This window comes from Streptomyces sp. NPDC057854 (assembly GCF_042797055.1).
Taxonomy (GTDB): Bacteria; Actinomycetota; Actinomycetes; order Streptomycetales; family Streptomycetaceae; genus Streptomyces.
This window is the reverse complement of the sequence record NZ_JBHVMF010000020.1, coordinates 1-25,899: the sequence shown is the minus strand read 5'-3', so window position 1 is coordinate 25,899 and position 25,899 is coordinate 1. Positions and strand designations below refer to the sequence as shown.

Annotated in this window: 22 protein-coding genes and 3 tRNA genes; 3 read left to right on the top strand and 22 right to left on the bottom strand. The window is 74.7% G+C overall.

Going from position 1 to position 25,899, the window contains the following annotated elements:
- Nucleotides 1–56: 56 nt before the first annotated feature.
- The 9 genes from ACFVQZ_RS26140 to ACFVQZ_RS26100 form a co-directional block, all read right to left on the bottom strand.
- Complete coding sequence (locus ACFVQZ_RS26140; protein WP_383626543.1) at nt 57–2,210, bottom strand: ArnT family glycosyltransferase; 2,154 nt, start codon at nt 2,208–2,210, stop codon at nt 57–59.
- Entirely contained in the window at nt 2,207–3,490 is a 1,284-nt protein-coding gene (locus ACFVQZ_RS26135; RefSeq protein WP_321192609.1) for a bifunctional glycosyltransferase family 2/GtrA family protein, read from the bottom strand. The genes ACFVQZ_RS26140 and ACFVQZ_RS26135 overlap by 4 nt, the downstream gene beginning before the upstream one ends.
- Nucleotides 3,491–3,516: 26 nt before the next feature.
- The gene (locus ACFVQZ_RS26130; protein ID WP_383626540.1) at nt 3,517–5,040 is read right to left on the bottom strand and encodes a sensor histidine kinase; all 1,524 of its coding nucleotides are present in this window, start codon (nt 5,038–5,040) and stop codon (nt 3,517–3,519) included.
- A 6-nt stretch (nt 5,041–5,046) separates the two neighbouring features.
- Entirely contained in the window at nt 5,047–5,802 is a 756-nt protein-coding gene (locus tag ACFVQZ_RS26125; protein WP_030493872.1) for a response regulator transcription factor, read from the bottom strand.
- A 106-nt stretch (nt 5,803–5,908) separates the two neighbouring features.
- On the bottom strand, nt 5,909–6,796 hold the full coding sequence (locus ACFVQZ_RS26120) for an amidohydrolase family protein (protein ID WP_030493871.1): 888 nt from the start codon (nt 6,794–6,796) through the stop codon (nt 5,909–5,911).
- Between the two features lie 46 nt (nt 6,797–6,842).
- Complete coding sequence (locus ACFVQZ_RS26115; protein ID WP_030493870.1) at nt 6,843–7,178, bottom strand: antibiotic biosynthesis monooxygenase; 336 nt, start codon at nt 7,176–7,178, stop codon at nt 6,843–6,845.
- Between the two features lie 87 nt (nt 7,179–7,265).
- Nucleotides 7,266–8,150, bottom strand: a complete 885-nt coding sequence (locus tag ACFVQZ_RS26110; protein ID WP_030493869.1) for a DUF2797 domain-containing protein — start codon at nt 8,148–8,150, stop codon at nt 7,266–7,268.
- 56 nt (nt 8,151–8,206) lie between these two features.
- On the bottom strand, nt 8,207–9,037 hold the full coding sequence (locus ACFVQZ_RS26105; protein ID WP_030493868.1) for a BRO family protein: 831 nt from the start codon (nt 9,035–9,037) through the stop codon (nt 8,207–8,209).
- A 196-nt stretch (nt 9,038–9,233) separates the two neighbouring features.
- Nucleotides 9,234–9,599, bottom strand: coding sequence for a PH domain-containing protein (locus ACFVQZ_RS26100; protein WP_030493867.1), 366 nt, complete (start codon nt 9,597–9,599; stop codon nt 9,234–9,236).
- A gap of 185 nt (nt 9,600–9,784) precedes the next feature.
- Between ACFVQZ_RS26100 and ACFVQZ_RS26095 the strand changes: the two genes are divergently transcribed.
- The gene (locus ACFVQZ_RS26095; RefSeq protein WP_383626535.1) at nt 9,785–10,120 is read left to right on the top strand and encodes an SCO4225 family membrane protein; all 336 of its coding nucleotides are present in this window, start codon (nt 9,785–9,787) and stop codon (nt 10,118–10,120) included.
- A 53-nt stretch (nt 10,121–10,173) separates the two neighbouring features.
- Here the strand turns inward: ACFVQZ_RS26095 and ACFVQZ_RS26090 are convergent.
- A tRNA-Arg gene (locus ACFVQZ_RS26090) sits at nt 10,174–10,246 on the bottom strand.
- Between the two features lie 288 nt (nt 10,247–10,534).
- Nucleotides 10,535–10,625, bottom strand: a tRNA-Ser gene (locus ACFVQZ_RS26085).
- Nucleotides 10,626–10,897: 272 nt separating this feature from the next.
- Between ACFVQZ_RS26085 and ACFVQZ_RS26080 the strand changes: the two genes are divergently transcribed.
- Both ACFVQZ_RS26080 and ACFVQZ_RS26075 read left to right on the top strand, forming a co-directional pair.
- Entirely contained in the window at nt 10,898–11,341 is a 444-nt protein-coding gene (locus tag ACFVQZ_RS26080; protein WP_383626532.1) for an SSI family serine proteinase inhibitor, read from the top strand.
- A 150-nt stretch (nt 11,342–11,491) separates the two neighbouring features.
- Nucleotides 11,492–15,307, top strand: coding sequence for a PAS domain-containing protein (locus ACFVQZ_RS26075; RefSeq protein WP_383626529.1), 3,816 nt, complete (start codon nt 11,492–11,494; stop codon nt 15,305–15,307).
- Nucleotides 15,308–15,360: 53 nt separating this feature from the next.
- On the opposite strand, the gene ACFVQZ_RS26070 is transcribed toward ACFVQZ_RS26075, so the two are convergent.
- The 11 genes from ACFVQZ_RS26070 to ACFVQZ_RS26020 all read right to left on the bottom strand — a co-directional run.
- Nucleotides 15,361–17,013, bottom strand: a complete 1,653-nt coding sequence (locus tag ACFVQZ_RS26070; RefSeq protein ID WP_030493863.1) for a long-chain fatty acid--CoA ligase — start codon at nt 17,011–17,013, stop codon at nt 15,361–15,363.
- Nucleotides 17,014–17,247: 234 nt separating this feature from the next.
- Nucleotides 17,248–17,859, bottom strand: a complete 612-nt coding sequence (locus ACFVQZ_RS26065) for a SigE family RNA polymerase sigma factor (RefSeq protein ID WP_030493862.1) — start codon at nt 17,857–17,859, stop codon at nt 17,248–17,250.
- A gap of 186 nt (nt 17,860–18,045) precedes the next feature.
- Nucleotides 18,046–19,212 (bottom strand): lipid-transfer protein, encoded by a 1,167-nt coding sequence (locus ACFVQZ_RS26060; protein ID WP_383626525.1) that lies wholly within the window; start codon nt 19,210–19,212, stop codon nt 18,046–18,048.
- Nucleotides 19,209–19,616, bottom strand: a complete 408-nt coding sequence (locus ACFVQZ_RS26055; protein ID WP_030493860.1) for a MaoC/PaaZ C-terminal domain-containing protein — start codon at nt 19,614–19,616, stop codon at nt 19,209–19,211. Before ACFVQZ_RS26055 ends, ACFVQZ_RS26060 begins: the two co-directional genes overlap by 4 nt.
- A complete protein-coding gene (locus ACFVQZ_RS26050; protein ID WP_383626522.1) occupies nt 19,613–20,647 on the bottom strand; it encodes an acyl-CoA dehydrogenase family protein in 1,035 nt (344 codons plus the stop codon). Before ACFVQZ_RS26050 ends, ACFVQZ_RS26055 begins: the two co-directional genes overlap by 4 nt.
- 1 nt (nt 20,648) lies before the next feature.
- The gene (locus ACFVQZ_RS26045) at nt 20,649–21,587 is read right to left on the bottom strand and encodes a bifunctional MaoC family dehydratase N-terminal/OB-fold nucleic acid binding domain-containing protein (RefSeq protein ID WP_383626519.1); all 939 of its coding nucleotides are present in this window, start codon (nt 21,585–21,587) and stop codon (nt 20,649–20,651) included.
- Complete coding sequence (locus ACFVQZ_RS26040) at nt 21,584–22,750, bottom strand: acyl-CoA dehydrogenase family protein (RefSeq protein ID WP_030493857.1); 1,167 nt, start codon at nt 22,748–22,750, stop codon at nt 21,584–21,586. Before ACFVQZ_RS26040 ends, ACFVQZ_RS26045 begins: the two co-directional genes overlap by 4 nt.
- Before the next feature lie 235 nt (nt 22,751–22,985).
- The gene (locus ACFVQZ_RS26035; RefSeq protein WP_030493856.1) at nt 22,986–23,291 is read right to left on the bottom strand and encodes a hypothetical protein; all 306 of its coding nucleotides are present in this window, start codon (nt 23,289–23,291) and stop codon (nt 22,986–22,988) included.
- Nucleotides 23,292–23,741: 450 nt separating this feature from the next.
- Nucleotides 23,742–24,269: an O-acetyl-ADP-ribose deacetylase gene (locus tag ACFVQZ_RS26030; protein WP_030493855.1), complete on the bottom strand. Its 528-nt coding sequence runs from the start codon at nt 24,267–24,269 to the stop codon at nt 23,742–23,744.
- Between the two features lie 109 nt (nt 24,270–24,378).
- A tRNA-Ser gene (locus tag ACFVQZ_RS26025) sits at nt 24,379–24,463 on the bottom strand.
- 122 nt (nt 24,464–24,585) lie between these two features.
- Nucleotides 24,586–25,899: S1C family serine protease (locus ACFVQZ_RS26020; protein ID WP_383626515.1), on the bottom strand; the 1,314-nt coding region annotated here is incomplete at its 5' end.

Genomic DNA, 25,899 nt, shown 5'->3' with positions numbered 1-25,899 from the left:
TCCCGTACACCGTACAAGGGCTCTTGTACGCCGTATAGCGATTTATGGCGGGGCGGCTACTTCGGGCTGGTCAGGTCGTAGAAGGTGGCTCCGCCGACGGTGGTGGCGGTGAAGTTCTCCTGGACCCAGGCGGTGATGGCGGAGCCGCTGCCCATGCCGCCGCCCATGCCTCCTCCCATGCCGCCTCCCGGGCCGCCGCCTCCGCCGATGAAGTAGTGGATCCTCCCGTCGGCGACATACCGCTGGAACTCGGCGAGGGTCGGGGACGGGTCGCTGCCGTTGAAGCCGCCGATCGCCATCACGGGCTTCTCGGTGGCGAGCTGGTAACTGGCGGCGTTCTGCGCGCCGATCGCGGCGGCGGCCCAGGTGTACGCGTCGGCGTCCTGGAGCAGCTTCGCCCTGGCCTCCGCCGAGACGCTGGCGCCGTTGAGGAGCCCGCCGAGCCCGCCGTCGGCCATGCCGCCGCGCTCGCCGGCGCCGGGCGGCTGCCCGGTCCCGCCCGGAGGCTGGCCGCCGCCGGGCGCCTGGCCGCTGCCCGAGAAGCCGCCGGGGAAGCCGCCCGGGAAGCCGCCCGGGAAGCCGTTCGGCGGCTGCGTGCCGCCCGCCTGCCCCCGGCCGCCGCCGTCCGGCCGCTGCGCCCCGGCGGGGAGTTCGCCGCCGCCCGGGAAGCCTCCGCCGCCCGGTCCGCGTCCGCGCCCGCCGAAGCCGGCGCCCGCCGGACCCGCCGTCACGATGGAGCCCTGGTGGCCCGTGGACAGCGTCTCCAGGGTGTACGCGAACGGGCCCGCGAGCCCCGCCGCCAGGCCGAGGCCCGCCAGCGCCAGGCCCAGCCGCCGGTCGACCCGGCCCGCCGCGAGCAGCCCTAGCGCGGCCGTGGCACCCGCCCCGAGCACGGCCCAGCGCAGCCACGGCAGGTGGTCCGGCGTACGGCCGAGCAGCACCCAGCCCCACCAGGCCGTCACGCCGGCCGCGACCGCGAGGACCGCCGCGGCGGTGAACCGGGTCCGCTCCTCCCACAGCACCGCCACGCCCATGCCGATCAGGGCGGCGAGATACGGGGCCAGCGCCACCGTGTAGTACTCGTGGAAGATGCCGGCCATGAAGCTGAAGACGGCCAGCGTCATCAGCAGCGACCCGCCCCACGCCAGGAACGCGGCCCGCGCCGTGTCCGTGCGCGGCGCCCTCCGGGTGACGGCGAGCCCGGCGGCCAGCAGGACCAGCGCCGCCGGAAGCAGCCACGAGATCTGCCCGCCGACGGAGTCGTTGAACATGCGCAGCAGGCCGGTCTCGCCCCAGCCGCCGCCCTGACCGCCGCCGCGCCCGCCGCCGCCGACGCTGCCGACCTCGTTGCCGTTGATCCGGCCGAGGCCGTTGTAGCCGAAGGTCAGCTCCAGGAAGCTGTTGCTCTGCGAGCCGCCGACGTACGGGCGCGAGGCCGCCGGCCAGAGTTCGACGAGCGCCACCCACCAGCCGCCGGAGACGAGCAGCGCGAGCCCGGCGAGGCCCAGTTGCCCGAACCGCCGCAGCGGCCGGACCGGGGCGCACACCGCGTACACGAGCGCGAGCGGCGGCAGGATCAGGAACGCCTGGAGGGTCTTCGTCAGGAACGCGAAGCCGAACGCGACGCCCGCCGCGACCAGCCACCGCGCGCCCCCCTCGGCCCGTTCCAGGGCCCGCAGCACCGCGTACACGGCGACGGTCATGAGCAGCGCGAGCAGCGCGTCCGGGTTGTTGAAGCGGAACATCAGCGCGGCGACCGGCGTCAGCGCGAGCACCGTGCCCGCGAGCAGTCCGGCGCCCGCGCCGAAGCGGCGGCGGACCGCCGCGTACAGCACGGTGACCGTGGCCGTGCCCATCAGCACCTCGGGCAGCAGGATCTGCCAGGAGCCGAGGCCGAAGAGGCGGACGGAGAGCGCCATCGGCCACAGCGCGGCGGGCGGCTTGTCGACGGTGATGGCGTTGGCGGCGTCGAGGGAGCCGAAGAAGAACGCCTTCCAGCTCTCGGCGCCCGCCTGGACGGCCGCCGAGTAGAAGGAGTTGGCGTAGCCGGATGCGGTCAGGTTCCACAGGTAGAGCGTGGTGGTGGCGGCGAGCAGGCCGAGGAACGCGGGGCGGACCCAGCGGGCGTCCTCGGGCCGGCCGCGCCACAGCCGGGCGAGCCGTCCGGGCGTCGCCCCGGGCGCGGCGGGCGGAGGGGTCGGGGTGGTCATCGGGCGTCCTCCGGGGCGGGCCGGCGGTCCGGGAAGACCCAGAGCCGGAAGAGCAGGAAGCGCAGCACGGTCGCGGCGAGGTTGGCGACGACGAGCACGGCGAGTTCGGTGGAGTGCGCCGGGTCGCCGGTCGCCGCGCCGAGCGCCGCGAGCGAGCCGCTGGTCAGGGCGAGGCCGATGGCGAAGACCACGAGCCCCTGCGCCTGGTGGCGGACGGCCCGGTCGCGACCCCGGACGCCGAAGGTGAGCCGGCGGTTCGCGGCGGTGTTGGCGACGGCGGAGACGAGCAGGGCGGCGGCGTTGGCGGCCTGGGCTCCGGCGCCGAGCCGGAAGAGGGAGTAGAGCGCGAGGTAGCAGAGCGTGGAGAGCACGCCGACCGCGCAGAAGCCGACGAGCTGGCGGGCGAGTCCGCCGGGCACCCCGGCGAGTTCGCGGTCGCGCGGGTCGTCGCCGAAGGGCCGGGCGAGCCGGTCCAGCGGCAGCGAACCCGTCGCGAGGGCCCGCCCGACCCGCCACACGCCCTTCAGGTCGTCGGTGGCGGTCCGCACGAGGTCCACGGTCGAGTCCGGGTCGTCGACCCAGTCGACCGGCACCTCGTGGATCCGCAGCCCGGCCCGCTCGGCGAGCACCAGCATCTCGGTGTCGAAGAACCAGCCGGTGTCCTCGACCATCGGCAGCAGCCGCTCGGCGACCTCGCGCCGGATCGCCTTGAAGCCGCACTGGGCGTCGGAGAAGCGGGCGGCGAGCGAGCCGCGCAGGATCAGGTTGTACGCCCGCGAGACGAACTCCCGCTTCGGGCCGCGCACCACCCGCGAGGAGCGGCTGAGCCGGGAGCCTATGGCGAGGTCGGAGTGGCCGGAGATGAGCGGCGCGACGAGCGGGAGGAGCGCGTTGAGGTCGGTGGACAGGTCCACGTCCATGTAGGCGAGGACGGGCGCGTCGGACGCCGACCACACGGTCCGCAGCGCCCGCCCGCGCCCCTTCTGTTCGAGCCGGACCGACCGCACCTCGGGCACCTCGGCGGCGAGGGCGGCGGCGATGGCGGGCGTGGCGTCGGTGGAGGCGTTGTCGGCGACGGTGACGCGGAAGCCGTACGGGAAGGTGCGCTTCAGGTGCGCGTGGAGCCGGCGGACGCACGGCTCCAGGTCCTTCTCCTCGTTGTAGACGGGGATGACCACGTCCAGAACGGCCCGGCCCGCGTCGCTCACCGGCAGGTGCTCCCGGGCGGGGAGGGTGCCGGGGGCCTCGGTCGCGGGCCCCGCGAGGGTGTGGGTTCGCATGGCCCCGACCCTCGCGGGGCGCCCTGTCACGGCTGTGTGATCAGCCTGTGGCAGGCCTGTGAGCCGGTCGCGGCGGGCAGCGTCACCGCGAAGACGGTCCGCCCGGGAACCGACGTGACGGTCACGTCGCCGCCGTGGGCGGTGACGACGGCCCGCACGATGGCGAGGCCGAGCCCGGTGGAGCCGGCCTGCCGGGAGCGGGAGGCGTCGCCGCGCGCGAACCGCTCGAACACGGTGGGCAGCAGCCCGGGCGGGATGCCGGGCCCGTCGTCCCGGACCTCCACGACGACCGACGCGCCCTCGCCGCGCACGCGGGCGGTGACGGTGGTGCCGGGCGGGGTGTGGGTGCGGGCGTTGGCCAGCAGGTTGAGCAGCACCTGCTGGAGCCGGGCCGGGTCGCCGCGTACCGCCGTCTCCCGCCCGTCGCCCGGCAGTTCGAGCCGCCAGTGGTGGCCGGGCCCGGCGGCGCGGGCGTCCCCGAGCGCGTCCACGACCAGCGGGACGAGGTCGGTGGGCTCGTACGAGAGGGGGCGTCCGGCGTCGAGCCGGGCGAGCAGCAGCAGGTCCTCGACCAGGCCTGTCATCCGGGTGGCCTCGGACTCGATCCGGCCGAGCGCGTGCCGGGTGTCGGGCCCGCACTCCTCCCGTCCGCGCCGGGTGAGTTCGGCGTAGCCGCGGATGGAGGCGAGCGGGGTGCGCAGTTCGTGGCTGGCGTCGGCGACGAACTGCCGGACCCGGGTCTCGCTCTGCTGGCGGGCGTCGAGGGCGGCGTGGACGTGGTCGAGCATCCGGTTGAGGGCGGCGCCGACCTGTCCGACCTCGGTCCGCGGATCGGCCTCAGCCTCCGGGACCCGCTGGTGGAGGGCCACCTCGCCGCTGTGCAGCGGCAGCCGGGCGACCTGGGCGGCGGTGCCGGCGACCCGGCGCAGCGGGCGCAGCGCGATCCGGACCAGCACCGTCCCGGCGAGCGAGGCGGCGGCCAGGGAGGCGCCGGTGAGACTGAGTTCGACGAGGACGAGGGTGGAGAGGGCGTTCTCGACCTCGGCGAGCGGGATGCCGGTGAGGTAGGTGCCGCGCGCGCCCTCGGTGAGGACGACCCGGTACGAGCCGAGCCCGCCGGGCAGGTCGACGGTGTGCGCCCGCCCGTCCCGGGGCACGGCGGCGAGCGCGTCCTGCTGGGCGGCGTCCAGCTTCTCGACGGGGAAGGGCTCGCCGGTGACGCTGCCGGCCGTCTCCGTCGAGTAGCCGCCCTCGGTGACCCGGCCGTCCCGGACGACGGCGGCGAGGGTGCCGATCGGCGAGCCCGGGTCGCCGAGGACGGACAGCGCGGGCCGGTCCCGGCCCGGATCGACTCCGGGCGGCGGGACGGGGGGCCCGGCGGCCCGTCGGCCGAGCCCGGTCAGCTGCTCGTCGGCCCGGTCGTACAGGTAGGAGCGGTACGCGATGGTGGTGACGGTGCCGATGACGGCCGCGACGACGGCGATGAGCGCGACGGCGGAGACCACGAGCCGCGTCCGCAGCGACCACGGCCGCCGGGAGCGGAGACGCATCGGGGGTTACTCCCCCGGCTTGATGAGGTAGCCGGCCCCCCGCCGGGTGTGGATCATCGGCGAGCGGCCGGCGTCGATCTTCCGCCGCAGATAGGAGATGTAGAGCTCGACGACGTTGGCCTGGCCGCCGAAGTCGTACGACCACACGCGGTCGAGGATCTGCGCCTTGCTGAGCACCCGGCGCGGGTTGCGCATCAGGTACCGCAGCAGCTCGAACTCGGTCGCGGTGAGGTGGATCGACACGCCGCCCCGGGTGACCTCGTGGCTGTCCTCGTCCAGGGTGAGGTCGCCGACGGTCAGCAGCGACTCGCTGCGGGCCTGGGCGGCGCCGGAGCGCCGGATCAGGCCGCGCAGCCGGGCGACGACCTCCTCCAGGCTGAACGGCTTGGTGACGTAGTCGTCGCCGCCGGCGGTGAGTCCGGCGATCCGGTCCTCGACGGCGTCCTTCGCGGTCAGGAAGAGGACCGGCACCTCGGGCAGCTCGCGCCGGACGGAGCCGAGCAGGCTGAGCCCGTCGACGTCGGGCAGCATGACGTCCAGGATCACGACGTCCGGCCGGAACTCCCGCACGGCCCGCAGGGCACCGGCCCCATCACCGGCGCTGCGGACCTGCCAGCCCTCGTAGCGCAGGGCCATCGAGAGCAGTTCGGAGAGGGACGCCTCGTCGTCGACGACGAGGACGCGGACGGCGGTGCCGTCGGCACGGAGCAGATCGGCGCGGGTGCCGCGGCGGGCTGAAGTGCTGCGAGTGGTGACGGTCATGGCCCCACGCTCGCCGCCGCCGCTGAGATCCCTCTTGCGCTTTTCTGTGAATTCCCTGAGAAAGCCGCGGCGGCCCGGTGGGACGCCGAACTCCCGCGTCGAGAGCTCACGGTTTCACGTGAAACATCGCGGCGCCGTTGCCGTACAGGACCGCCCGCAGCCAGTCGTCGCCGAGTCCGAGCCGTTCGAGGGCGTCGAGCTGGTGGACGTACGGGTACGGGATGTTCGGGAAGTCGGAGCCGAGCAGGATCCGGTCCTGGAGGCCGGCCAGCCGCTTGAGCGCGTCGCGCGGGAAGGGCGCGAGCCGTTCGCTGAAGTCCGTGAACGCCATGGTGGTGTCCAGGTGCACGCCCTCGTACCGCTCCGCCAGCCCGAGGAAGTCCTCGTACTCCGGCATCCCCATGTGCGCGACGATCATCCGCAGCCGCGGATGCCGGGCGAGCAGCTTCCCGGCCGGTCCCGGCCCGGTGAACGCGCCGGGCGCCGGCCCGGAGCCGCAGTGGACGACGACCGGCGTCCCGCTCTCGGCGAGCAGCCCCCACACCGCGTCGAGCAGCGGATCGTTCGGGTCGAAGCCGCCGACCTGGAGGTGCACCTTGAAGACCCGGGCCCCCTCGTCCAGCGCCCGCCGCACGTACTCCGCGGCGCCGGGCTCGGGGAAGAAGGTCGCCGTGTGCAGGCAATCGGGCGTCCGCGCGGCGAACCCGGCGGCCCAGGCGTTGAGCCAGGCGCCCATGCCGGGCTTGTGCGGGTAGAGCATCGAGGTGAAGGCGAGCACGCCGAAGCCGCGCAGCAGCTCGACCCTCCGGTCCTCCTCCTCGCGGTAGGTGATGGGCCAGGGCCGGCCGGTCAGCGGCCCGACGGCGTCGAAGTACGCCCACACCTTGTCGAGGACGTTCTTCGGCATGAAGTGGGTGTGCACGTCCACGAGTCCGGGCAGCCCGAGCCGGCCGGTCAGCGCGCGGACGACCGCGCTCTCGCCCGCCGCGCTCATGCCGCCCGTGTTCACGTCGCCCACCCTCTCGCCACCCGCGTTCACGTCACCCGCGCTCATGGCCGTAACTCCGCTCGACCTTCCCGATGTGGACGCTGTACGCCTCGTACCAGTGCTCCCGCCCGTGCTGCTTCGCCGCCGCGTGCGCGGGGTCCAGGCGCCAGGCGTCGAGCGCCTCCAGGTCCCGGAAGTAGGCGACGGTGATGCCCAGGCCGCCGGGCGTACGGGCCGACTCGTACCCGAGGAAGCCGGGCACGCCGGCGACCCGTTCGCGCAGCTCGGCGAGGGTGTCGGCGTACCCCTCGGGGGCGTCGGGCCGGACGGAGGTGAACACGGCGGTGTAGTAGGGGGGTTCGAGACCGGAGATCGGCTTCTGCGTCATGCGGTCACCCTCGCCGGACGGACGGGACCGTGTCCACGGCTCCCGGCCGAAGGGATCCAAGACTTTACGAAGGACGGACCCGCGCGCTCAGAACAGCCCTTCCTGGCCCGCGTGGCTCCCGGCCGCCGGCGCGCCGCCGACCGGCACGCTCCAGGCGTCGTCCGCCCCGCACCGTTCGAGCCCCCAGCCGCCGAGCAGCCGCCCGTCGAGCACCAGATGGCGCCCACCGCGATCGCCCAGGTGCAGATCGGGACCGGCAGCGGCGAGCACCCGGCCGGTGACGACCCCGCCCTCGACCAGCTCCGTGACGGTCCCGTCGAGCGCGGGCAGCCCGCCCAGCCCGAAGAGCTCCCCGTGGTCGTACGCGGTGAACGGCAGCGCCTCCAGCGTCTCGCGCCAGCCGCCGACGCCGAGGGCCCGCCCGTACAGCTCCTCGACCTCCGCGGCCCGGGCGCCGGCGTCCGGCAGCCCGACCCGCAGCGCCCGCTTGCGCTCGTACGCCACCCGGTCGGGCACGCCGAGCGCCTGCCGCAGCACCTCCTCGGTCCGCCGGGCGGCCATCAGCGGCCCCCGGCCGAGCCAGCAGAAGGCGACGGCGCCCTGTTCGCGTAGCCGGGCGGCGCCCCGGTGCTCCCCGGTGATGCCGACCTTGACGGTGCCGGGCCCGAACCAGGCGAGGTAGACGCGGTAGGGCCGAGGGTCGTCGGCGAAGGTGTCGGCGGCGACGGAGTGGGCGCGGTCGAGGCGCGCGCAGTCGGGGCACAGTCCGCCGGTGGACCGCCCGGGCACCGGCGCGCCGACGGGGCAGCCGTTGCCCCGCGCGCCCGCGCAGAGCCGGCCGCCGACGGCCCGGAAGCCGAGCGGCTGCCCGTACCCGACGGGACTCACCCGCCCGCCCCACCAGCGCAGTCCGGGCGAGCCCCCGCTCCACCCGACGCCCCCGCTCCGCCACACGCCCGTCCCGCCTCCCACGTACGCCTCCCCGCGCTCCCCATCCTCCCTCGCCGTCCCACGGATCCCCCACGTCGTCAGGGCAGGACGTAGATCCGGGTCCCGTCCGGTCCGGGGTCGCCGACCTCCCGCATGCAGCCCCGCTCGATGAGCAGCCGGACGCAGTCGCGGACGCGCTCGCCGGAGAGCCCGGTGCGGCGGGTGACGTCCTGAGGCCGGCAGCGGACGCCGCCGCGCACGAGGGCGGGGGCGAGGAAGCTGGCGACGGCCCGCATGTCGCCGCTGATCTCCCAGGACTCGACGAGCTCCTGCGCGCTGAGCCGGGGTCCTTCCTCGCCGCCGCGCTGCCGGGGGACGGCGAAGGTGCGCTCAAGGGAGTCGGCGACCCTTGAGAGGCTGAGCCGCGTCTCCCGCAACAGCTCCGCGTAGCCGGTCTGTCCGGAGAGGCCCGCGGCGCTCTCGTCGAGCTGCCCCTCCAGGCGGACGAGGACGTCGACGAGTTCGGGCGGCAGCACGAACCCGTCGTGGGCCGGGGCGGGTTCGAGTCCGTAGCAGCCGTGCCGCTGCACCTCGGCCACCAGCTCGCCCACCCAGGTCCGGAACGGCCCGGCCTCGGGCGAACGGCAGGCGGTGACGAGCTGGACGAGGCCGGGGAGGCTGACCATCCGCGCGGTGCCGCGGATGCCGCTGCGCGCGAGTATGTCCGGGCTCGGCGCCAGCTCCCGGGCCGGCGCCAGGCACCAGGCCGGCAGCGCCACGCTCCGCAGCGCCTCGCGCGGCCCCGCGTACCCGAGCCTCCGGGCCACGTCCACGACGGGGAACCAGTGCGCCCCGTCGACGGCGGTCAGCCGCCGCAGCCGGCCTCCGGCGGCGGCCCGTACGAAGTCATCGATGTCGATCGCGTCCAACGATCATCACCTCCACCGGCACGCTAAGCCGAAGGCATATTCAACTGACATGCAGATCGGTGGAGTTCACCCGAAAGGGGAAACCTCCGGGCAAACAAAAAAGGCCCGGGGTGGACAGAGAGCCCTGGGCGAACGGGAAAGGCCCCGGGCGGGGAGCCGCCCGGGGCCTTCACCTTCAGGCCGGCCGGCGCACCGCTCAGCGGGCGACGAACTGCGTGAGGATCGCCTGCACCTCGTAGATGTCCACGCCCTTGGTGAACGTCTTGGTGACGGGCAGCGCCTGGCCGGAGATCCAGATCTTCAGCTCGGCGTCGAGGTCGAAGGTGCCGGCCGTCTCGACGGCGAAGTGCGTGATGCTCCGGTACGGGACCGAGTGGTACTCGACCTTCTTGCCGGTGATGCCCTGCTTGTCGACGAGCACGAGCCGCCGGTCCGTGAAGAAGATGACGTCGCGGATCAGCAGGTACGCGGCGTGCACCTGCTCCCCCTGCCCGAGCAGCCGCGCGTAGTCCTGCTGCGCCTGCGCCGGGTCGATCGCGTGCGCGTTCCCGAAGAGCGCCATGGCCCTACCCCCACTTTTCCGTCAAAAAATACGATCACCCGAACCTAACCCCACGCACCCGGCCGCTGGCAACGCCCCACGACCCCCGCACCCGAGCCGCCCGCCCTGAGTACCGCTACTCAAGCCCCCCGGCGCCCCCGCCCCCACCATGAGGTCACCACGTCACCACGTCACCAGGGGAATCGATGAACGCCCGCACCCTGCTCCGCCTGACCTTCGCCAACCCGGCCTCCGCCGCGTACCTGGGCCTCGTCGGCGCGTCCGTCGCGTTCGAGACGGCGGCGGCCGTCTTCGGCGATCCCGGCATCGTCGGCATCTGGCCGTTCCTCCTCACGGCCCCGTTCTCCCTCCTGGCCACGAACCTCACCCAGGCGACCTGGGGCCTGGACGCCCCGCTCTGGACCCTCGCCGCCGGCGTCACCCTCAGCGCCCTGATCCAGTCCTTCGCCCTGGGCGCCCTCCTCCACACCCTCCGCCACCGCCCGCCCCGCCCGCGCAGGAACTCCCCCTCCGCCACGTAGACGCACCACGCAACGCAAGAGGCCCGGACTATCGTCCGGGCCTCTTGCCTGTGTGCACTCGGCAGGATTCGAACCTGCAACCTTCTGATCCGTAGTCAGATGCTCTATCCGTTAAGCTACGAGTGCTTGTTCTTTTGTTCTCGTCTCCGTTTCCCGGCCCTTTCGGCCCGCTGTCCCGGCGACAGGAAGAACATTACATGACTGCCGCCGTCCTGTGAAATCCGATTAGCCCACCCCCTCTGACCTGCGGAAACGCGCTCGGGGGCGGTGGCGGACGGTGGGGTGGAGCCGGGGGTTCCAGGGGGTGGAACGGGGCTGGGGGTGCCGAAAGAGACCGGGGTCACAGGTGGTGTGGCGGCGGGCGGGGCGGGAACGGCGGAAGCCCCGGCCGTGGGGCCGGGGCTTCCTGTGGGGCGGAGGCGGAGGGATTTGAACCCTCGATGGGCGATAAAGCCCAAACCGCATTAGCAGTGCGGCGCCATAGACCGGACTAGGCGACGCCTCCTCGCACCCCCGCGCATGCGCGGACGGTGCGTGCAGATGATGACACAGGCGAGCCTCGTGTCACCAATCGCTTTCACCGTACTAGGCGGGCGGGGCCCACGGCAAAGGGCTCGGCGCGTCCCCGCACCGCGTGCGCCCCCCGCCCGGCGTACCCCGGTTGCGCAACGCCCGCCGGGCCGGAGCGTTAGAGGAGGGGTGGGCTCCCGCGCGGTTCGCTCGCGTCCGGGCCCGGCTCCCGCCTCGTACCCCGTCCCGTCTTCCCGGAGTCGTTCCATGCCGCTGCGCCGCCTCGTTCTCGCCACCGTCCTCGTCACCGGGCTCGCCGGCGTCTCCGCCGGCGCCGCCTCCGCCGTGCCGCTGCCGCCGCTGCCGCTGATCTCGCCGCCCGACTCGCTGACGGTGACCGTCTCCGGGAGCGGGAACCCGGAGGCCGACGGCAGCTGGACGCTGACCTGCGACGGGCGGGCGGCGGGCGACCACCCGGCGGCGGAGCGGGCGTGCGAGCGCCTGGAGGGCTTCGCGCGCGCCGGGGAGAACCCCTTCGCGCCGGTGCCGGCGGACCGGATGTGCACCCAGGAGTTCGGCGGGCCGGTCACCGCCCAGGTGACCGGCACCTGGCAGGGGCGCCGGATCGACGCCCGCTTCTCCCGGGCGAACGGCTGCGAGATCGACCGCTGGGAGAACGCGGAACCCCTCCTTCCGAGCGTCCGGGCCTGACGGACGGGGGCGCCGTTAGACTCCCTCAGTGACAGGGCCGCCGCCCGAGGGGCAAGATGGGGCCGGCCCGCCGTCACGGCACATGCCGGGCGGCGCACACCGCGGGCACAGCGCGCGGGCAATTGCAGGCGTCAGGGAGGAAGCGTCGTCGTGAGCAGCAGGCCATCCCGAGGCGCTGCTCGCCTCGCAGCCATACTCGACGCCCTCCCCGACGGTCTCGTGCTCGTCAACTGCAACGGCACGGTCGTCAACGCCAACACCATCGCCCTCGGCATGTTCGAGACCCCCGGCACCGCGCTCGTCGGGCGCGGGCTGCTCGACCTGCTGCCGGACTTCGACTCGCGCCTGATCCCCGGCTCGATGCGCCGCCCCGATCCCGCGGACGAGCGGGGCCGCACCAAGCCGATGCGGATGATCGCCCGCCGTACCGACGGCGGCGAGTTCCCGGTCGAGGTCACCAGCGCCAGCCTGGAGGACGGGCGCGAGGCGTACGACTCCTACAGCGGCTACACCGGCGACGAGCTGCTGATGCTCGTGGTCCGCGACCTCACCGGCACCGTCGACACCGAGGCCGAGCTGGCCCGCTCGCAGCGCCAGACCGAGATGATCCTGCGGGCCGCCTCCGAGGGCGTCGTCGGCACGGACACCGACGGCCGGGTCGTCCTCGTGAACCCCGCCTTCGCGCAGATCCTCGGCTACCGCGCGGGCGAGCTGGGCGGCGCCGAGCTGCACCCGCTGATCCTCGCCAAGCGCGCCGACGGCACCCCCTTCCCGTACGAGGAGTCCCCGCTCGCCGACACCCTGAAGTCCGGGCGCAAGCACCGGGTGCGCGGCCAGGTGCTCTGGTCGAAGGGCGGCGAGCGGGTGCCCGTCGACCTGACGACGGCGCCGGTGCGGGACGGCGACCAGCTGGTCGGCGCGGTGATGACGTTCACCGACCGCCGGCCGTACGAGCAGCTGGCCGAGAAGCACGCGGCCGAGCTCGCCGACCGGGCCGAGCGGCACGCCGCCGAGCGCGAGGCGCAGGCGGAGAAGTACGCGGCCCTCGCCGCCCGGCACGCCCAGCTGACCGCCGTGCTGGCCGAGTCGCTGCGCGGGCCGCTGGAGGAGCTGCGGACCGAGCTGGGTTCGCTGGCCGCCGACGACGGCGTGCAGCTGTGGCCCGAGGCCAACCAGGTCCTGCACCACCTCGTCGCCGGGTACGCCCGGATGACCGCGCTCGTCGACAACGTCCTCGGCTACCAGCGCCTGGACGCCGGCGAGGAGCAGCTGGACCGGAAGGTCGCGCTGCTCGACGAGATCGTGGCCGGCGGCATCGACGCGGCCGTGGAGCTGATCGGGCCGGGCCGCGCGCAGTTCGCCGTGCACGCGCCGCCGATCGAGGCCGAGGTCGACGCGGGCCGGCTGACGACCGCGCTCGCCCACCTCGTCGCCGACGTCGCCGGGGTGGACGCCACCGGCAAGACCCGCGCCTCGGCGCAGGGCGCCCCCGCCGACTCGACGATCGTGGTCGCGGCGGCGCAGCGCGGCGACGTCGTCCGCATCGAGGTGCGCGGCCCGTACGCGGGCGGCGACCCGGTCCACGGGCCGATCGTGCGCGGGATCGTGTCGGCGCACGGCGGTGTCGTGCAGACCCACGAGGTGCCGGGGACGAGCGGCGGCGCGTACGTGCTGGAGGTGCCGATCGGCGCGGGCCGGGGAACCGTTCCCGCTGCTGCGGCTGCTGGCGCGGGCGCCGGTGCGGCTTCCGGTCGCGGGGGCGCGAAGGAACTGGAGCCCGCGGCCAAGGCCGTGGAGGCGGCCGGTGGTTCCGGGCGGGGCGAGCCGGGCGGGATGCCCGGGCTGCCGCCGGGGAGCTCTGGGGTTCCGGCGGGGGGTCCTGGGCTTCCGGCGGGCGCGCCCGTGCCGTCGGCAGGCGCGCCCGTGCCGTCGGCGGGGGTGCCGGAGGTGCCCGCGCAGCCGTCCGGTGCCGCGGACGGCGGGACCTCGGGCGGTTCCGGCCGGCGCCGGGCCCGGCGCCCGTCGACCGACGCCTTCCTGGAGAGCCCGACGGCGCCGGAGGACGGTGCCGGGGCGATGGCCCTGCCGGCCACCGGTGGCGGACGCCGCCGCGCCCGTACGGAAGAGGCCGCGGGACCCGCCGAACTGATCCCCGCCCAGCAGTCCTCCGGCGTCGAGCCGACCGGACGCCGCCGGGGCCGCCCGGCGGAGGGCTCCGTGGTGACCGCCGCCGAGGGCGCCCAGGAGCGGGCCGCGCTCGGTGCCGCCGTGCCGCCGCAGGGCGTCGCCGTCGAACCGTCGACCCCCGCGCCCGCGCCTGCTCTGCCGGCCGCGCCGCAGGGCGGCGTGGTCGCCGTGCACGGCGAGCCGGGCGGGAGCGAGCGTCCGACCGGGCGCCGGCGCCGTGCGCTGGCCGCCGCGCAGGAGCGTGCGGCGGCGGCCGAGGCCGGCCCGCGGACCCCATTCGCGCTGCCGCCGGCCGGTACCGACCGCGAGGACGGCCCGGAGGCCGTACCCGCCGCCGTACCGGAGGAGCAGGGGCACGTAGCCGTACGGGACGTCCCCGCCGGGGCCGGCCACACGCCGCCGCAGCCGCACCCCGCCCCGGCCGGGCCCGCTCCCGCCGGCCCGGTGCCGCCCGTTCCGCCCGCCGGGCCCGTTCCGCCCGCCGGTCTCGTGCCGGGCGCCGCCCCCGGGGTCGTACCGCCCACTCCGGCGACGACGGCGACGACGCCGACGCCGACGACCGCGACGCCGGCGAACGGGACCGGCACCGGTTCCGTACCGCTGCCTCCCGAGCTGCCGATGCCGCACGCCAAGGCCGCTCCCGCACCCGCACCCGTTTCCGCGCCCGGCGCGGCCTCGGTGCCGAAGGACTCGACGCAGGGGCGGGCGTTCAGTGTGCGGACGCTCGGGCAGGGCGTGCCGTTCGCGCCGCCGGCGCAGGCCGGGACGCCCGTCGCCGCGCCGTCGAGCGGTTCGGGACGCCGCCGCAAGCTCGCGACGCCGCCGGAGCTCGACCCGCCCGCCCCGGCACCGGCTCCGGCACCGGCTCCGATGCCCGGACCTGTTCCCGCGCCGGTGCCCGCCGCGCCCGCCGCAGACTCGGAGGGGCGGGGGCGCGCGTACGCGATAGGGGCGCCCGCGGAGGGTTCCGCCGAGGGGCCCGAGCCGCTCGACGGGCCCGGGGGCGCGGTCGAGGTCGTCAACCGGCCGACCCCGCTGCCCGTGGACGACGAACTGCCCCCGGAGCCGCTCGACAACCCGCGCCGGCTGCTCGTCTGGCCCGCGCCGGACGTCACCACCCAGCAGGCGCTGAGCGACCGCGGCTACCGGCCGGTGATCGTGCACTCCCGCGAGGAGGTCGACGCGCAGATCGCCGCCTTCCCGGCCGCGCTCTTCGTCGACCCGCTGACCGGGCCGATCACCCGGACCGCGCTCCAGTCGCTGCGGCAGGCGGCCGTCGCCGCCGAGGTGCCGGTGCTGCTCGCGGCCGGGCTCGGCCAGGCGGGCCGGGAGGAGGCGTACGGCGCCGATCCCGCCGTCCTGCTCAAGGCGCTCGCGCCGCGCGACAGCGAGCAGCACCCCTCGCGGGTCCTGGTCATCGAGGAGAACGAGCACATCGCCGGCGCGCTCGCCGCCACGCTGGAGCGGCGCGGGATGCAGGTGGTACGGGCGGCCACGGACAGCGAGGCGGTGGCGCTGGCCGGTGAGACCCGGCCGAACCTGGTGGTCATGGACCTCATGCAGGTGCGCCGCCGGCGGGCCGGGATCATCGACTGGCTGCGGGCGAACGGACAGCTCAACCGCACCCCGCTGGTCGTCTACACCTCGGCCGACCTCGACGAGGCGAAGCTGCCGGAGCTGTCCTCCGGCGAGACCGTCCTCTTCCTCGCCGAGCGCGCCAACACCCCGGAGGTCCAGGCCCGGATCGTCGACCTGCTGGCGAAGATCGGCACCAACTGAGGGGAGGGGAGGGTCGCTTCGACCCTCCCCTCCGCTTCACCGCTCCGGTCCCGTCAGAGCTGGGTGACCTCCAGCTCGCCGTCCGCGTACTGCCGGCGGATCACCTTCTTGTCGAACTTGCCGACGCTGGTCTTCGGGACCGCCGGCACGAGCGCCCAGCGCTCCGGCAGCTGCCACTTGGCGATGCCGCCCTCGGTGGCGAGGAAGTCCCGCAGGGTCGTGTAGTCGGCGGTCTCGCCCTCCTTGAGGACGACGGTCGCGAGCGGGCGCTCGCCCCACTTCTCGTCCGGGACGGCGACGACGGCGGCCTCGGCGACGGCCGGGTGCGCCATGATCGCGTTTTCCAGCTCGACGCTGGAGATCCACTCGCCGCCGGACTTGATGACGTCCTTGGCCCGGTCGGTGAGGGTGAGGTAGCCGTCGGGGCTGATCACGCCGACGTCGCCGGTCTTCAGCCAGCCGTCCTCGCTGAACTTGTCCTCGGGCCGGATCGGCTCCGCGCCGACACCGCCGAAGTACGCGCCCGCGATCCAGGTGCCGCGCACCTCCAGCTCGCCGGCCGACTCGCCGTCCCACGGCAGGTGCTCGCCGGAGGGGCCGACGAGCCGGGCCTCGACGCCGGCGGGGAACCGGCCCTGGGTGACGCGGTACGGCCACTCCTCCTCCGCCGTCATCCCGGCCGGCGGGTGCGCCATCGTGCCGAGCGGGGAGGTCTCCGTCATGCCCCAGGCGTGGCAGAGCCGGACGCCGAGCCGGTCGTACGCCTCCATGAGGGAGGGCGGGCAGGCGGCCCCGCCGATGGTGACCTGCTTCATGGAGGAGAGGTCGCGCGGGTGGGCGGTGACCTCGGCGAGCAGGCCCTGCCAGATGGTGGGGACGGCGGCGGCGTGGCTCGGCTTCTCGCGCTCGATCATCTCGGCGAGCGGGGCGGGCTGGAGGAAACGGTCCGGCATGAGCATGTTGATGCCGGTCATGAAGGTGGCGTGCGGCAGGCCCCAGGCGTTGACGTGGAACTGCGGGACGACGACCAGGGTCGTGTCGCGGTCGGTCAGGCCCATCGACTCGGCCATGTTGACCTGCATGGAGTGCAGGTAGATCGAACGGTGGGAGTAGACGACGCCCTTCGGGTCGCCCGTGGTGCCGGAGGTGTAGCACATGGCGGCGGCGGCGCGCTCGTCCAGCTCGGGCCAGTCGTACGTGGTCGGGCGGCCCGCGATCAGCTCCTCGTACTCGTGGACGCGCGGGGCGGCGCCCTCCAGGAGGGAGCGGTCGCCGGGGCCGGCGACGACGACGTGCTCGACCGTCGGCAGGTGCGGCAGAAGCGGGGCGAGCAGCGGCAGCAGCGAGCCGTTGACGAGGACGACGCGGTCGGCGGCGTGGTTGACGATGAAGACCAGCTGCTCGGGAGGGAGCCGCAGGTTGAGGGTGTGCAGGACGGCGCCCATGGAAGGGATCGCGAAGTACGCCTCGACGTGCTCGGCGTTGTTCCACATCAGCGTCGCCGTGGCCTCGCCGGTCTGGACGCCGAGCTCGTCGCGCAGCGCGTTGGCGAGCTGCGCGGCGCGGTCGCCGATCTCGGCGTAGCTGCGGCGGTGCGGCTCCGGCTCGCCGGTCCAGGTCGTGACGGTGGACTTGCCGTGCACCCGCCTGCCGTGTTCGAGGATCCGGCTGATGGTGAGCTGTACGTCCTGCATGGTGCTGTACACGGGGCGTCCTCCCGGTGGGCGCTACGTGGCAGTAAGGATGTGCAGATTCTGCGCACGTACCGCGCGGTATGTCACTACCCGGGAGTACGGAAATTGCCAGTGATCGCTGGCGGAAGCGGCGAGGAGGGGGCGCCGGGGAGGGCCGGCGCCCCTCACCTGCCGGGCAGGGGCGTCACCGCTGACGGCGCGGGCCGTCGGGCCGAGACACCCGCGGTGAGGCTGCGACGCCCGCCCTCAGGCCGCGACGCCCGCCGTGAGGTCCGGGTCCTCGCGGAGGCGGCCGAGGGCGCGGGAGACCGCGCTCTTCACCGTCCCCACGGAGACCCCGAGCAGCTCGGCGGTCTGCGCCTCGCTCAGGTCCTCGTAGTACCGCAGGACGACCATCTGCCGCTGCCGCTCGGGGAGCCGCATGACGGCGCGCCACATGGCGTCGTGCAGGACCTGGCGCTCGGCCGGGTCCGGTTCGGGCAGGCCAGCGGGCTCGGGCAGCTCGTCGCAGACGAACTCGTCGACCTTGCGCTTGCGCCACTGCGAGGTGCGGGTGTTCACCAGCGCCCGGCGCACGTACCCGTCGAGGGCCCGGTGGTCCTCGATCCGCTCCCAGGCCACGAAGGTCTTGGCGAGCGCGGTCTGGAGCAGGTCCTCGGCGTCGCTCGGGTTCGCGGTCAGCGAGCGGGCGGTCCGCAGCAGCAGCGGCCCGCGCGCCCTCACGAACGAGGAGAACGAGGGGTACGCGAACGGGCGCGGGCCCGGACGCGGCGACGTGCGCGGGGCCGTGCGCTCTGCGGGCCGGGTGACGGCCGTCGAGGCGCCGGCGCAGACGGGGCCAGTGGGTGGCGGAGTCATGGCTCCACGCTAGGAGCGGAGGGGTGCCGGAGGGATCGGCCCCAGGTCCCGAACCCGGCTCCCTCTCAGGTCGGAGTCGTCGGGCCGCCCCCACCTCCTCTGGGTGGAGCCGCCATCAGCCGAGCGTCAGGGTCCCGCCGGGGAACCCCGCCCTCCGCATCCCTGCCCCTGCGGCCCCCGCGGCTGTCAGCCGTCCGCGCCCAGTACCAGGCCCGAGGTGGGGACGCCGGTGCCGGCCGTGACCAGGACGCGGGCCGCGCCGGGTATCTGGTTCACCGCGCTGCCCCGCACCTGCCGTACCGCCTCCGCGATGCCGTTCATGCCGTGGAGGTACGCCTCGCCGAGCTGCCCGCCGTGGGTGTTGAGCGGCAGCGCGTCCGCCGCGACGAAGTCGCCGCCCTCGCCCGGCGCGCAGAACCCGAACTCCTCCAGCTGCATGAGCACGAACGGGGTGAAGTGGTCGTAGAGGATGCCCACGTCGATGTCGGCGGGCCGCAGCCCCGAGGTCCGCCACAACTGCCGGGCCACCACCCCCATCTCGGGCAGTCCGGTCAGCCCGTCCCGGTAGAAGCTGGTCATGACCTCCTGCCGGCGGCCCGCGCCCTGGGCGGCGGCGAGGACGACGGCCGGCGGGTGCCGCAGGTCGCGGGCGCGCTCGGGGGTGGTGACGACGATCGCCTGGCCGCCGTCGGTCTCCTGGCAGCAGTCGAGGAGCCGGAGCGGCTCCGCGATCCAGCGGGAGGCGGCGTGGTCGGCGAGCGTGATCGGCTTGCCGTGGAACCAGGCGGCGGGATTGGTGGCCGCGTGGCGGCGGTCGGTGACGGCGACGTGGCCGAAGACCTCCGGAGCGAGCCCGTACGCGTGCAGATAGCGCTGGGCGGCCATGGCCACCCAGGAGGCGGGGGTCAGCAGCCCGAACGGCAGCTGCCAGCCGAGCGCCGCGCCTTCGGCGGACGGCTCCCGCTGCTGCACCCCGGAGCCGAAGCGGCGGCCGGACCGCTCGTTGAAGGCCCGGTAGCAGACGACGACCTCGGCGATGCCGGTGGCGACGGCGAGGGCGGCCTGCTGGACGGTGGCGCAGGCCGCGCCGCCGCCGTAGTGGACGCGGGAGAAGAAGGAGAGCTCGCCGATGCCGGCCGCCTGGGCGACGGTGATCTCGGGGTTGGTGTCCATGGTGAAGGTGACCAGCCCGTCCACGTCGCCGGGGGTGAGCCCGGCGTCGTCGAGGGCGGCCCGCACCGCTTCGACGGCGAGGGACAGTTCGCTGCGGCCGGAGTCCTTGGTGAACGCGGTCGCGCCGATGCCGGCGACGGCGGCCCGGCCGCCGAGGCCGTCGGGGTGGCGCAGGCTCATCGGGGCACCTCCACGGTGACCGTGCCGGTGACGTGGTGGCCGAGGCCGTTGGCCCCGGTGACGCGCACGAGCGCGGTGGCGGTGCCGTCCGGGCCGTCCGTCACCTCGGCGACGGTGCCGGTCAACACCATGGTGTCACCGGGGTGGTTGGGGGCGCCGAGCCGGATGGCGACCTTGCGGAGCACGGCGTGCGGGCCGAAGTGGTCGGTGACGTACCGGCCGACGAGGCCGTTGGTCGTGAGGATGTTCATGAAGACGTCCGGGGAGCCCTTGGCCCGGGCGGCCTCGGCGTCGTGGTGCACGTCCTGGTAGTCGCGGGACGCGACGGCCCCGGCGACGACGAGCGTGCGGGTCACCGGGATCTCCAGCGGCGGCAGCGCGTCCCCGGCCTGCGGCGGCGTCATGCCGTCTCCCCCTTCGCGAGCAGATCGCCGAGTTCGGCGAGGAGTTCGGTGCCGGCGCCCAGGTAGGCGTCGAGCTGCCGGCCCCACAGGAAGTGCCGGTGGACAGGGTGGTCGAGGTCGGCGCCCGTGCCGCCGTGCAGGTGCTGGCCGCTGTGCACGACCCGCTTGCCCGCCTCGGACGCCCACCAGGCGGCCGTGAGGGCCGCCCCGGCGCAGTCCAGCCCCGCGTCGGACCGCCAGGCCGCCTCGTAGGCGGTGACCCGGATGGACTCGGTGTCCATGTGCGCGTCGGCGGCGCGCAGTTGCACCGCCTGCCGGGTGGCCAGCGGGCGCCCGAACTGCTCCCGTACGGAGGTGTGCGCGACGGCCCGCGCCAGCGAACCGGCGCAGACGCCCGCCTGCAGACCGGCGAAGGCCGTGCGGGCGGCGGCCAGCACGTCCTCGTACGCGCCCGTGCCGGTCCCGTCGCCGAGCCGTTCGGCGGGCGTCCCGGCGAGCACCAGCCGCCCCGCCGACCAGGGCGCGGTCAGCTCGACGGGCTCGACCTCGGCGTCCCTTGCCCGCACCAGCCACAGCGTCCGGTCCGCGTCCGGGACGAGGACGTGGTCGGCGTCCCGCAGCCAGGGCACCCAGGTGACGGCCCCGGTGAGCCGCCCGTCCCGCGCCGTGACCGCGCCGCTCGCCGGGAAGGCGCCGGTCGCGACGGCCGTCCCGGCGCGGAGCCCCGGCAGCAGGCGGGCGCGCTGCTCGCCGGTGCCGTGCCGGGCGACGGCGAGGATCCCGTACACCCCGGTCGCGGCGAGCGGCACCTGGGCCGTCACCCGGCCCTGCTCCTCCAGCAGCAGGACGAGGCCGAGCAGGCCGATCTCCTCGACGGCGGCGGGCAGTCCGGCGTCACACAGCGCCTTCCACAGCTCGGCGTCCGTGCCGCCGCCGGCGGCGGCGAGCCGTTCGTGCGTGGCGAGGTCGCCGAGGATCCGGGCGGCCAGCTCCCGCGCGGCCTGCTGCTCCTCGGTGGGCGTGAAGTTCATGTCAGCGCTCCCCTCCCCCGGTGTCCGGCCGGTCCACGGCGCGGAAGACGGGCAGCTCCAGCTCGTCGTCGACCCGCTGGAACTCCAGCCGGACCGGCATCCCGATCCGGACCTTGTCGTACGGCACCCCGACCACGTCGCTGATCATCCGGACGCCCTCGGCCAGTTCGATCAGCCCGACCGCGTACGGCGGGTCGAAGGCGGGGAAGGGCGGGTGGTGCATGACCACGTACGAGAAGACCGTGCCGTCCCCGCTCGCCTCGACGGTCTCCCACCTGGGCGACCCGCACGCGTGGCATCCCGGCAGCCACGGGAAGCGGAGCGTGCCGCAGGCCGTGCACCGCTGGATCAGCAGCCGGTGGGCGGCGACGCCCTCCCAGAACCCGGCGTTGTCCCGGTTGATCACCGGGCGGGGCCGCCGGGGCCGCTCCGGCGGTGGCGCGGGACGGGCGGCGGGGGCGTACTTGAGGATCCGGAAGCGGTGGGTGCCGGCGAGCTCGCCGCCGGCCCGGACGTCCATCCGCGTGGTCACGAAGTGGCCGGTGCCGAGCCGGGTGGTCTTGCGCGGCGAGACGGACTCGACGACGGCGTCGAAGGTGATCTCGTCGCCGGGCCGGAGCGGGCGCAGGTACTCCTGCTCGCAGTCGGTGGCGACCACCGAGGTGTACCCGGCGCCGTCGAGGAGGGCGAGCAGCTCCCCGTACGCCTCCGAGCGGTCCTCGTGCCCGGAGAGCCCGCCCATCGTCCACGCCTGGAGCATGGTCGGCGGCGCCACCGCGTCCGGTCCCCGGTACGCCGGGTGCGCGTCCCCCATGGCCTCGCACCAGTGCCGGATCATCGGCAGGTTCACCGGGTCCTTGCCGCGCCCGCCGGTCGCGGCCGGCCGCCCCTCGTACGCCTTCAGCCGGGCGTACAGCTCCTCCTGCCCGTCCCCGCTCACCGCCGCCCCCTTCCCTTCATGCCGAGCCGTGCCCGCGCGACGATCTCCCGCTGCACCTCGCTCACCCCTCCCCCGAAGGTGTTGATCTGGGCGGCGCGGTTCATGCGCTCCAGCTCGCCGCCGTCCCGCTCCCCCGGCGATCCCGCTCGCACCGTCCCCGCGTCACCCGCGATTTCCTGACATATTCGATACACCTCCACCGCCGATTCGGTTCCCGCGAACTTCACGCCGCTGGCGTCCCCCGGGGACAGCCGGCCGGCCCCCACGTCCCCGACGAGTCGCCAGTTCAGCAGGCGTGTCGCGGCCAGCCGGGCGTGCGCCTCGGCCGCCCGGATCCGCACCCACGGCTCGTCAATCCGGCGCCGCCCGGTCACCGGATCGGGTGTACGGGCGCGGTCGAGGGCAGCGGTGAAGAACTCCTCCGCCTGCATGCCGATCGCGGCCAGGGCGACGCGCTCGTGGTTGAGCTGCTCGGTGATGAGGCCCCAGCCGCCGTTCTCCTCGCCGACCAGGTTCCCGGCCGGGACCCGGATCCCGTCGTAGTAGGTCGCGGTGGTGGTGAGCCCTCCGACGGTCTCGATCGGCGTCCACGAGAAGCCGGGGGCGTCGGTCGGGACGAGGAGGAGGGAGATGCCGCGGTGCGGCGGCACCTCGGGGTCGGTGCGGCAGGCGAGCCAGATCCAGTCGGCGTTCTGCGCGTTGGAGGTGAAGACCTTCTGGCCGTCGATCACCCAGGAGTCGCCGTCGCGCACCGCCCGCGTCCGCAGCGACGCCAGGTCGGTGCCGGCCTCGGGCTCGCTGTAGCCGATCGCGAAGACGCACTCGCCGCGCAGGATCCGGGGCAGGAAGACGGCCTTCTGCTCCTCGGTGCCGTACCGCATGAGGGTGGGGCCGACCGTGTTCAGCGTGACCATCGAGACGGGCGCGCCGGCCCGGTACGCCTCGTCGAAGAAGACGAACTGCTCGTCGGGGCCGCGGCCCTGCCCGCCGTACTCCTCCGGCCAGCCGAGGCCGAGCAGCCCGTCCGCCCCGATCCGCCGCAGCAGCCGGCGCTGCGCGGCGCCGTCGGTCGCCGGCGGCGGCCCGTCGGGCATCGTCTCGCGGAAGTACGCGCGGAGTTCGGCGCGCAGCCGGAGCTGCCGCTCGGTCGGGGCGAGGTGCACGGGACGGCCTCCCGGGGCGACGACGAGGGTTTCTGACTGTCCGTCAGATGCGTTCGTCGTGTCAAGGATGCCGCCGCCCCCGACTCCTGGAAAGCGCTGCCCCCGACTCCTTGGAAGCGCTGCCCCCCGGCTCCTGGAAAGCGGAGAAGGCCCGCGCGTCCGGTACCGAAGTACCGTCGCGCGGGCCGCCGTTCACACCGCGGTCACGCCCCCTCGGGCCGGCCCCGTGGGGTCGTCACCACCACGGGTGGAAGTTGACCGTGTTGTTCGCCTGCGAGATGTGGGTGAACGCGGAGCCGTTCACGCTCGCGGTGTTGTTCTGGTTGGAGGCACCGGAACCGGTCGCCACCTGCTGCGTGGTGGTCGAGTTGCCGTTGTTGTCGCCGCCCACGCCGCTGCCGATGATGGTGGCGACGCTGGTGTTCGATCCGTCGTCCGCGAAACCGCCGTTGTCGGCCTGCGCCACTCCGCCGAAGAGGGCGGCGGCGAGCGGCAGGGCGGCGACGGCGGCGGCGATGCGGGCGGTACGGATGCTTGCCATGTCTGTTCCTCCGGGAACTGAAGCCAGTCTGCTGTGCACGGAATGATCGATCTCTGAAGGAAGGCCGTGAACTCCGGCCTTGACCAGGGAAGTTGGCCGACCGCCCCGGTCGTTTTCTGCTCGACGTCGCGAATCCAGAGTTGCCCACCGAATCCCCGGCGAACCACCCCGGAGCCCCCGATTCCCCCGCAAGCGTGAGGACAAGCCGATAAACCCTCCACCCCGGAGAAACCTCCAGGTCAGGAGGACAGGGGTCGGCCGGCGCCCCCCGGATCCGTTACGTCGCAAGAGAGGAAGCGTTTCGCCAGAACCCCCGACAAACCGGACGCGAGGCGGCGCGACGGAGCCACCCGGCTTCGAACAGCCCCAGAAGGAGTAGCGCAGACTTTCGAACCGGCCTCGGGGCGGCTGCGGGTCGACCCGGATCGACGTGGCAGCCAGGAGGGGCGACTACCCCTCGGCCGCCACAGCGGCCTCGAAAGCGGCGTACGCGGTCGCGTCGAAGAGCACGAAGCGCACCTCCTCGACCTTCGTCCCCGCGGCGCCGGCCGCCCGGACGGCCTCGACGGCGATCCGCGCGCCGTCGTCGATCGGCCAGCCGTAGATCCCCGTGGAGATGGCGGGGAAGGCGACCGTACGGGCTCCGAGTCCGTCGGCCACCGCCAGCGACTCCCGGTAGCAGGAGGCCAGCAGCGCGGAACGGTCCTCGTCCGCCGACCAGACCGGCCCCACCGTGTGGATCACGTGCCGCGCCGGCAGCCGCCCGGCCGTCGTCGCGACCGCGCGTCCGGTCGGCAGGCCCTTGCCGTAGTGCGACCGGCGGAGGTCCTCGCAGGCGGCGAGGATCTCCGGGCCGCCCTTCCGGTGGATGGCCCCGTCGACCCCACCGCCGCCGAGCAGCGACGAGTTCGCGGCGTTGACCACCGCGTCCACCGCCTCGGCGGTGATGTCCCCCTGCACGAGCACGATCCTGACCACGACAGCCTCCTCCGGCACCTCACACGGCCCACCGTCCCGCCGCGACATACGCCGGAGGGCGGCCCCGGAACCCGGGACCGCCCTCCGACCTGCTGTTTCTCATCCGCTGCGGTGGGTGTGGGATTTGAACCCACGGTGACTCGCGCCACGACGGTTTTCAAGACCGTTCCCTTAGGCCGCTCGGGCAACCCACCTGCGCTCCCGTCCGCTTGGGCCGGAGCGGGCACCAGCGTACCGGGTGGAAGGCGGGGCGGGCGGCGACGGGACGGCGCCGGGGGGTGCCCGGCGCCGGGGACGTGCTCCACGCGCGCGTGGGTCAGCTGTCGCCGGTGCGCTCGCCGAGGACCACCGTCGTCTTCGCCTCCTTGCCGTCGCGCTCGTAGGTGATCTCCACCGAGTCGCCCGGCTTGTGGGTCCAGATCTCGCTGATGAGCGACGGGCCGCTGTCGATCGGGTGGCCGCCGAAGCCCGTGATCACGTCACCGGCCCGCAGCCCCGCCTTGGCCGCCGGGCCGTCCGGCGTCACCGACGCCGTGCCGCCCGCGCCCTGCTCGGCGATGGTCGCGCCCTCGCCCCTGTCGTTCATGTTCACGGTCGCGCCGATCACCGGGTAGACCGGCTTGCCGGTCTTGATCAGCTGCTCGGCGACGGTCTTCGCCTGGTTGACCGGGATCGCGAAGCCGAGGCCGATCGAGCCCGCCTGCGACTGGCCGAAGCCGCCGCCGGTCGACTGGATCGCCGAGTTGATGCCGATCACCGCGCCGCTCGCGTCCAGCAGCGGGCCGCCCGAGTTGCCCGGGTTGATCGACGCGTCGGTCTGCAGGGCGCTCATGTACGAGTTGCTGCCGCCGCCGTCGCCGGAGGCCACCGGGCGGTTCTTGGCGCTGATGATGCCGGTCGTCACCGTGTTGGAGAGGCCGAAGGGCGCGCCGATCGCGATCGTCGAGTCGCCGACCGCCACCTTGTCGGAGTCGCCGAGCGGCAGCGGCTTCAGCCCCTTCGGGGGGTTCTTCAGCTTGAGCACGGCCACGTCGTAGCCCTCGGCCCGGCCGACGACCTCCGCGTCGTACGTCCTGCCGTCCGAGAAGGTCGCGGAGAGGGTGCCGCCCTCCGCCGCCGAGGCCACCACGTGGTTGTTGGTGACGATGTGGCCCTGCTGGTCGTAGACGAAGCCGGTGCCGGTGCCGCCGTCGCCCTGGGAGTCGCCCGACTTCGCCTGGATGGTGACGACGCTCGGCAGCGCCTTCGCGGCGACCGCGGCGACCGTGCCCGGCTCCCGCTTGAAGGACGCCGGGGCCTCGCCCGAGGAGACCGTCGTGGACGCCGTGCCGCCGTCCTCGCGCTCGGCGGCCCAGAAGCCGATGCCGCCGCCGATGCCGCCGGCCACGAGCGCCGCCACCAGGACGGCGGCGACGAGGCCGCCGGAGCGCTTGCGCGGCGCGGCCGGCTGCGCGGGGACGGGCTCGCCCCAGGCCGGTACGGTCGGCGGGGCCGGCGGCCAGGCGCCGCCGCCGGAGGCCGCCATCGCCGGCTCCGGCGCCGCGGCCGGAGCGGCGTGCGCCGGAGGGACGGGCGGCGTGGCGGGAGCGGAGGCCGGGGGCGCGGGCGGGAGCCGCGGCTGGGTCTGGGG

Excerpts from the sequence above, each read along its gene's own strand:
- ACFVQZ_RS26055 (WP_030493860.1), bottom strand. The coding sequence starts at position 19,616 with ATGACGCCGCCGCAGGCCGGGGACGCGCTGCCGCCGCTGGAGATCCCG.
- ACFVQZ_RS26050 (WP_383626522.1), bottom strand. The coding sequence starts at position 20,647 with ATGAACTTCACGCCCACCGAGGAGCAGCAGGCCGCGCGGGAGCTGGCC.
- ACFVQZ_RS26080 (WP_383626532.1), top strand. The coding sequence starts at position 10,898 with ATGCCGCTGCGCCGCCTCGTTCTCGCCACCGTCCTCGTCACCGGGCTC.
- ACFVQZ_RS26125 (WP_030493872.1), bottom strand. The coding sequence starts at position 5,802 with ATGACCGTCACCACTCGCAGCACTTCAGCCCGCCGCGGCACCCGCGCC.
- ACFVQZ_RS26130 (WP_383626540.1), bottom strand. The coding sequence starts at position 5,040 with ATGCGTCTCCGCTCCCGGCGGCCGTGGTCGCTGCGGACGCGGCTCGTG.
- ACFVQZ_RS26060 (WP_383626525.1), bottom strand. The coding sequence starts at position 19,212 with ATGAGCCTGCGCCACCCCGACGGCCTCGGCGGCCGGGCCGCCGTCGCC.
- ACFVQZ_RS26115 (WP_030493870.1), bottom strand. The coding sequence starts at position 7,178 with ATGACGCAGAAGCCGATCTCCGGTCTCGAACCCCCCTACTACACCGCC.
- ACFVQZ_RS26095 (WP_383626535.1), top strand. The coding sequence starts at position 9,785 with ATGAACGCCCGCACCCTGCTCCGCCTGACCTTCGCCAACCCGGCCTCC.
- ACFVQZ_RS26135 (WP_321192609.1), bottom strand. The coding sequence starts at position 3,490 with ATGCGAACCCACACCCTCGCGGGGCCCGCGACCGAGGCCCCCGGCACC.
- ACFVQZ_RS26120 (WP_030493871.1), bottom strand. The coding sequence starts at position 6,796 with ATGAGCGCGGCGGGCGAGAGCGCGGTCGTCCGCGCGCTGACCGGCCGG.
- ACFVQZ_RS26100 (WP_030493867.1), bottom strand. The coding sequence starts at position 9,599 with ATGGCGCTCTTCGGGAACGCGCACGCGATCGACCCGGCGCAGGCGCAG.
- ACFVQZ_RS26035 (WP_030493856.1), bottom strand. The coding sequence starts at position 23,291 with ATGGCAAGCATCCGTACCGCCCGCATCGCCGCCGCCGTCGCCGCCCTG.
- ACFVQZ_RS26065 (WP_030493862.1), bottom strand. The coding sequence starts at position 17,859 with ATGACTCCGCCACCCACTGGCCCCGTCTGCGCCGGCGCCTCGACGGCC.
- ACFVQZ_RS26140 (WP_383626543.1), bottom strand. The coding sequence starts at position 2,210 with ATGACCACCCCGACCCCTCCGCCCGCCGCGCCCGGGGCGACGCCCGGA.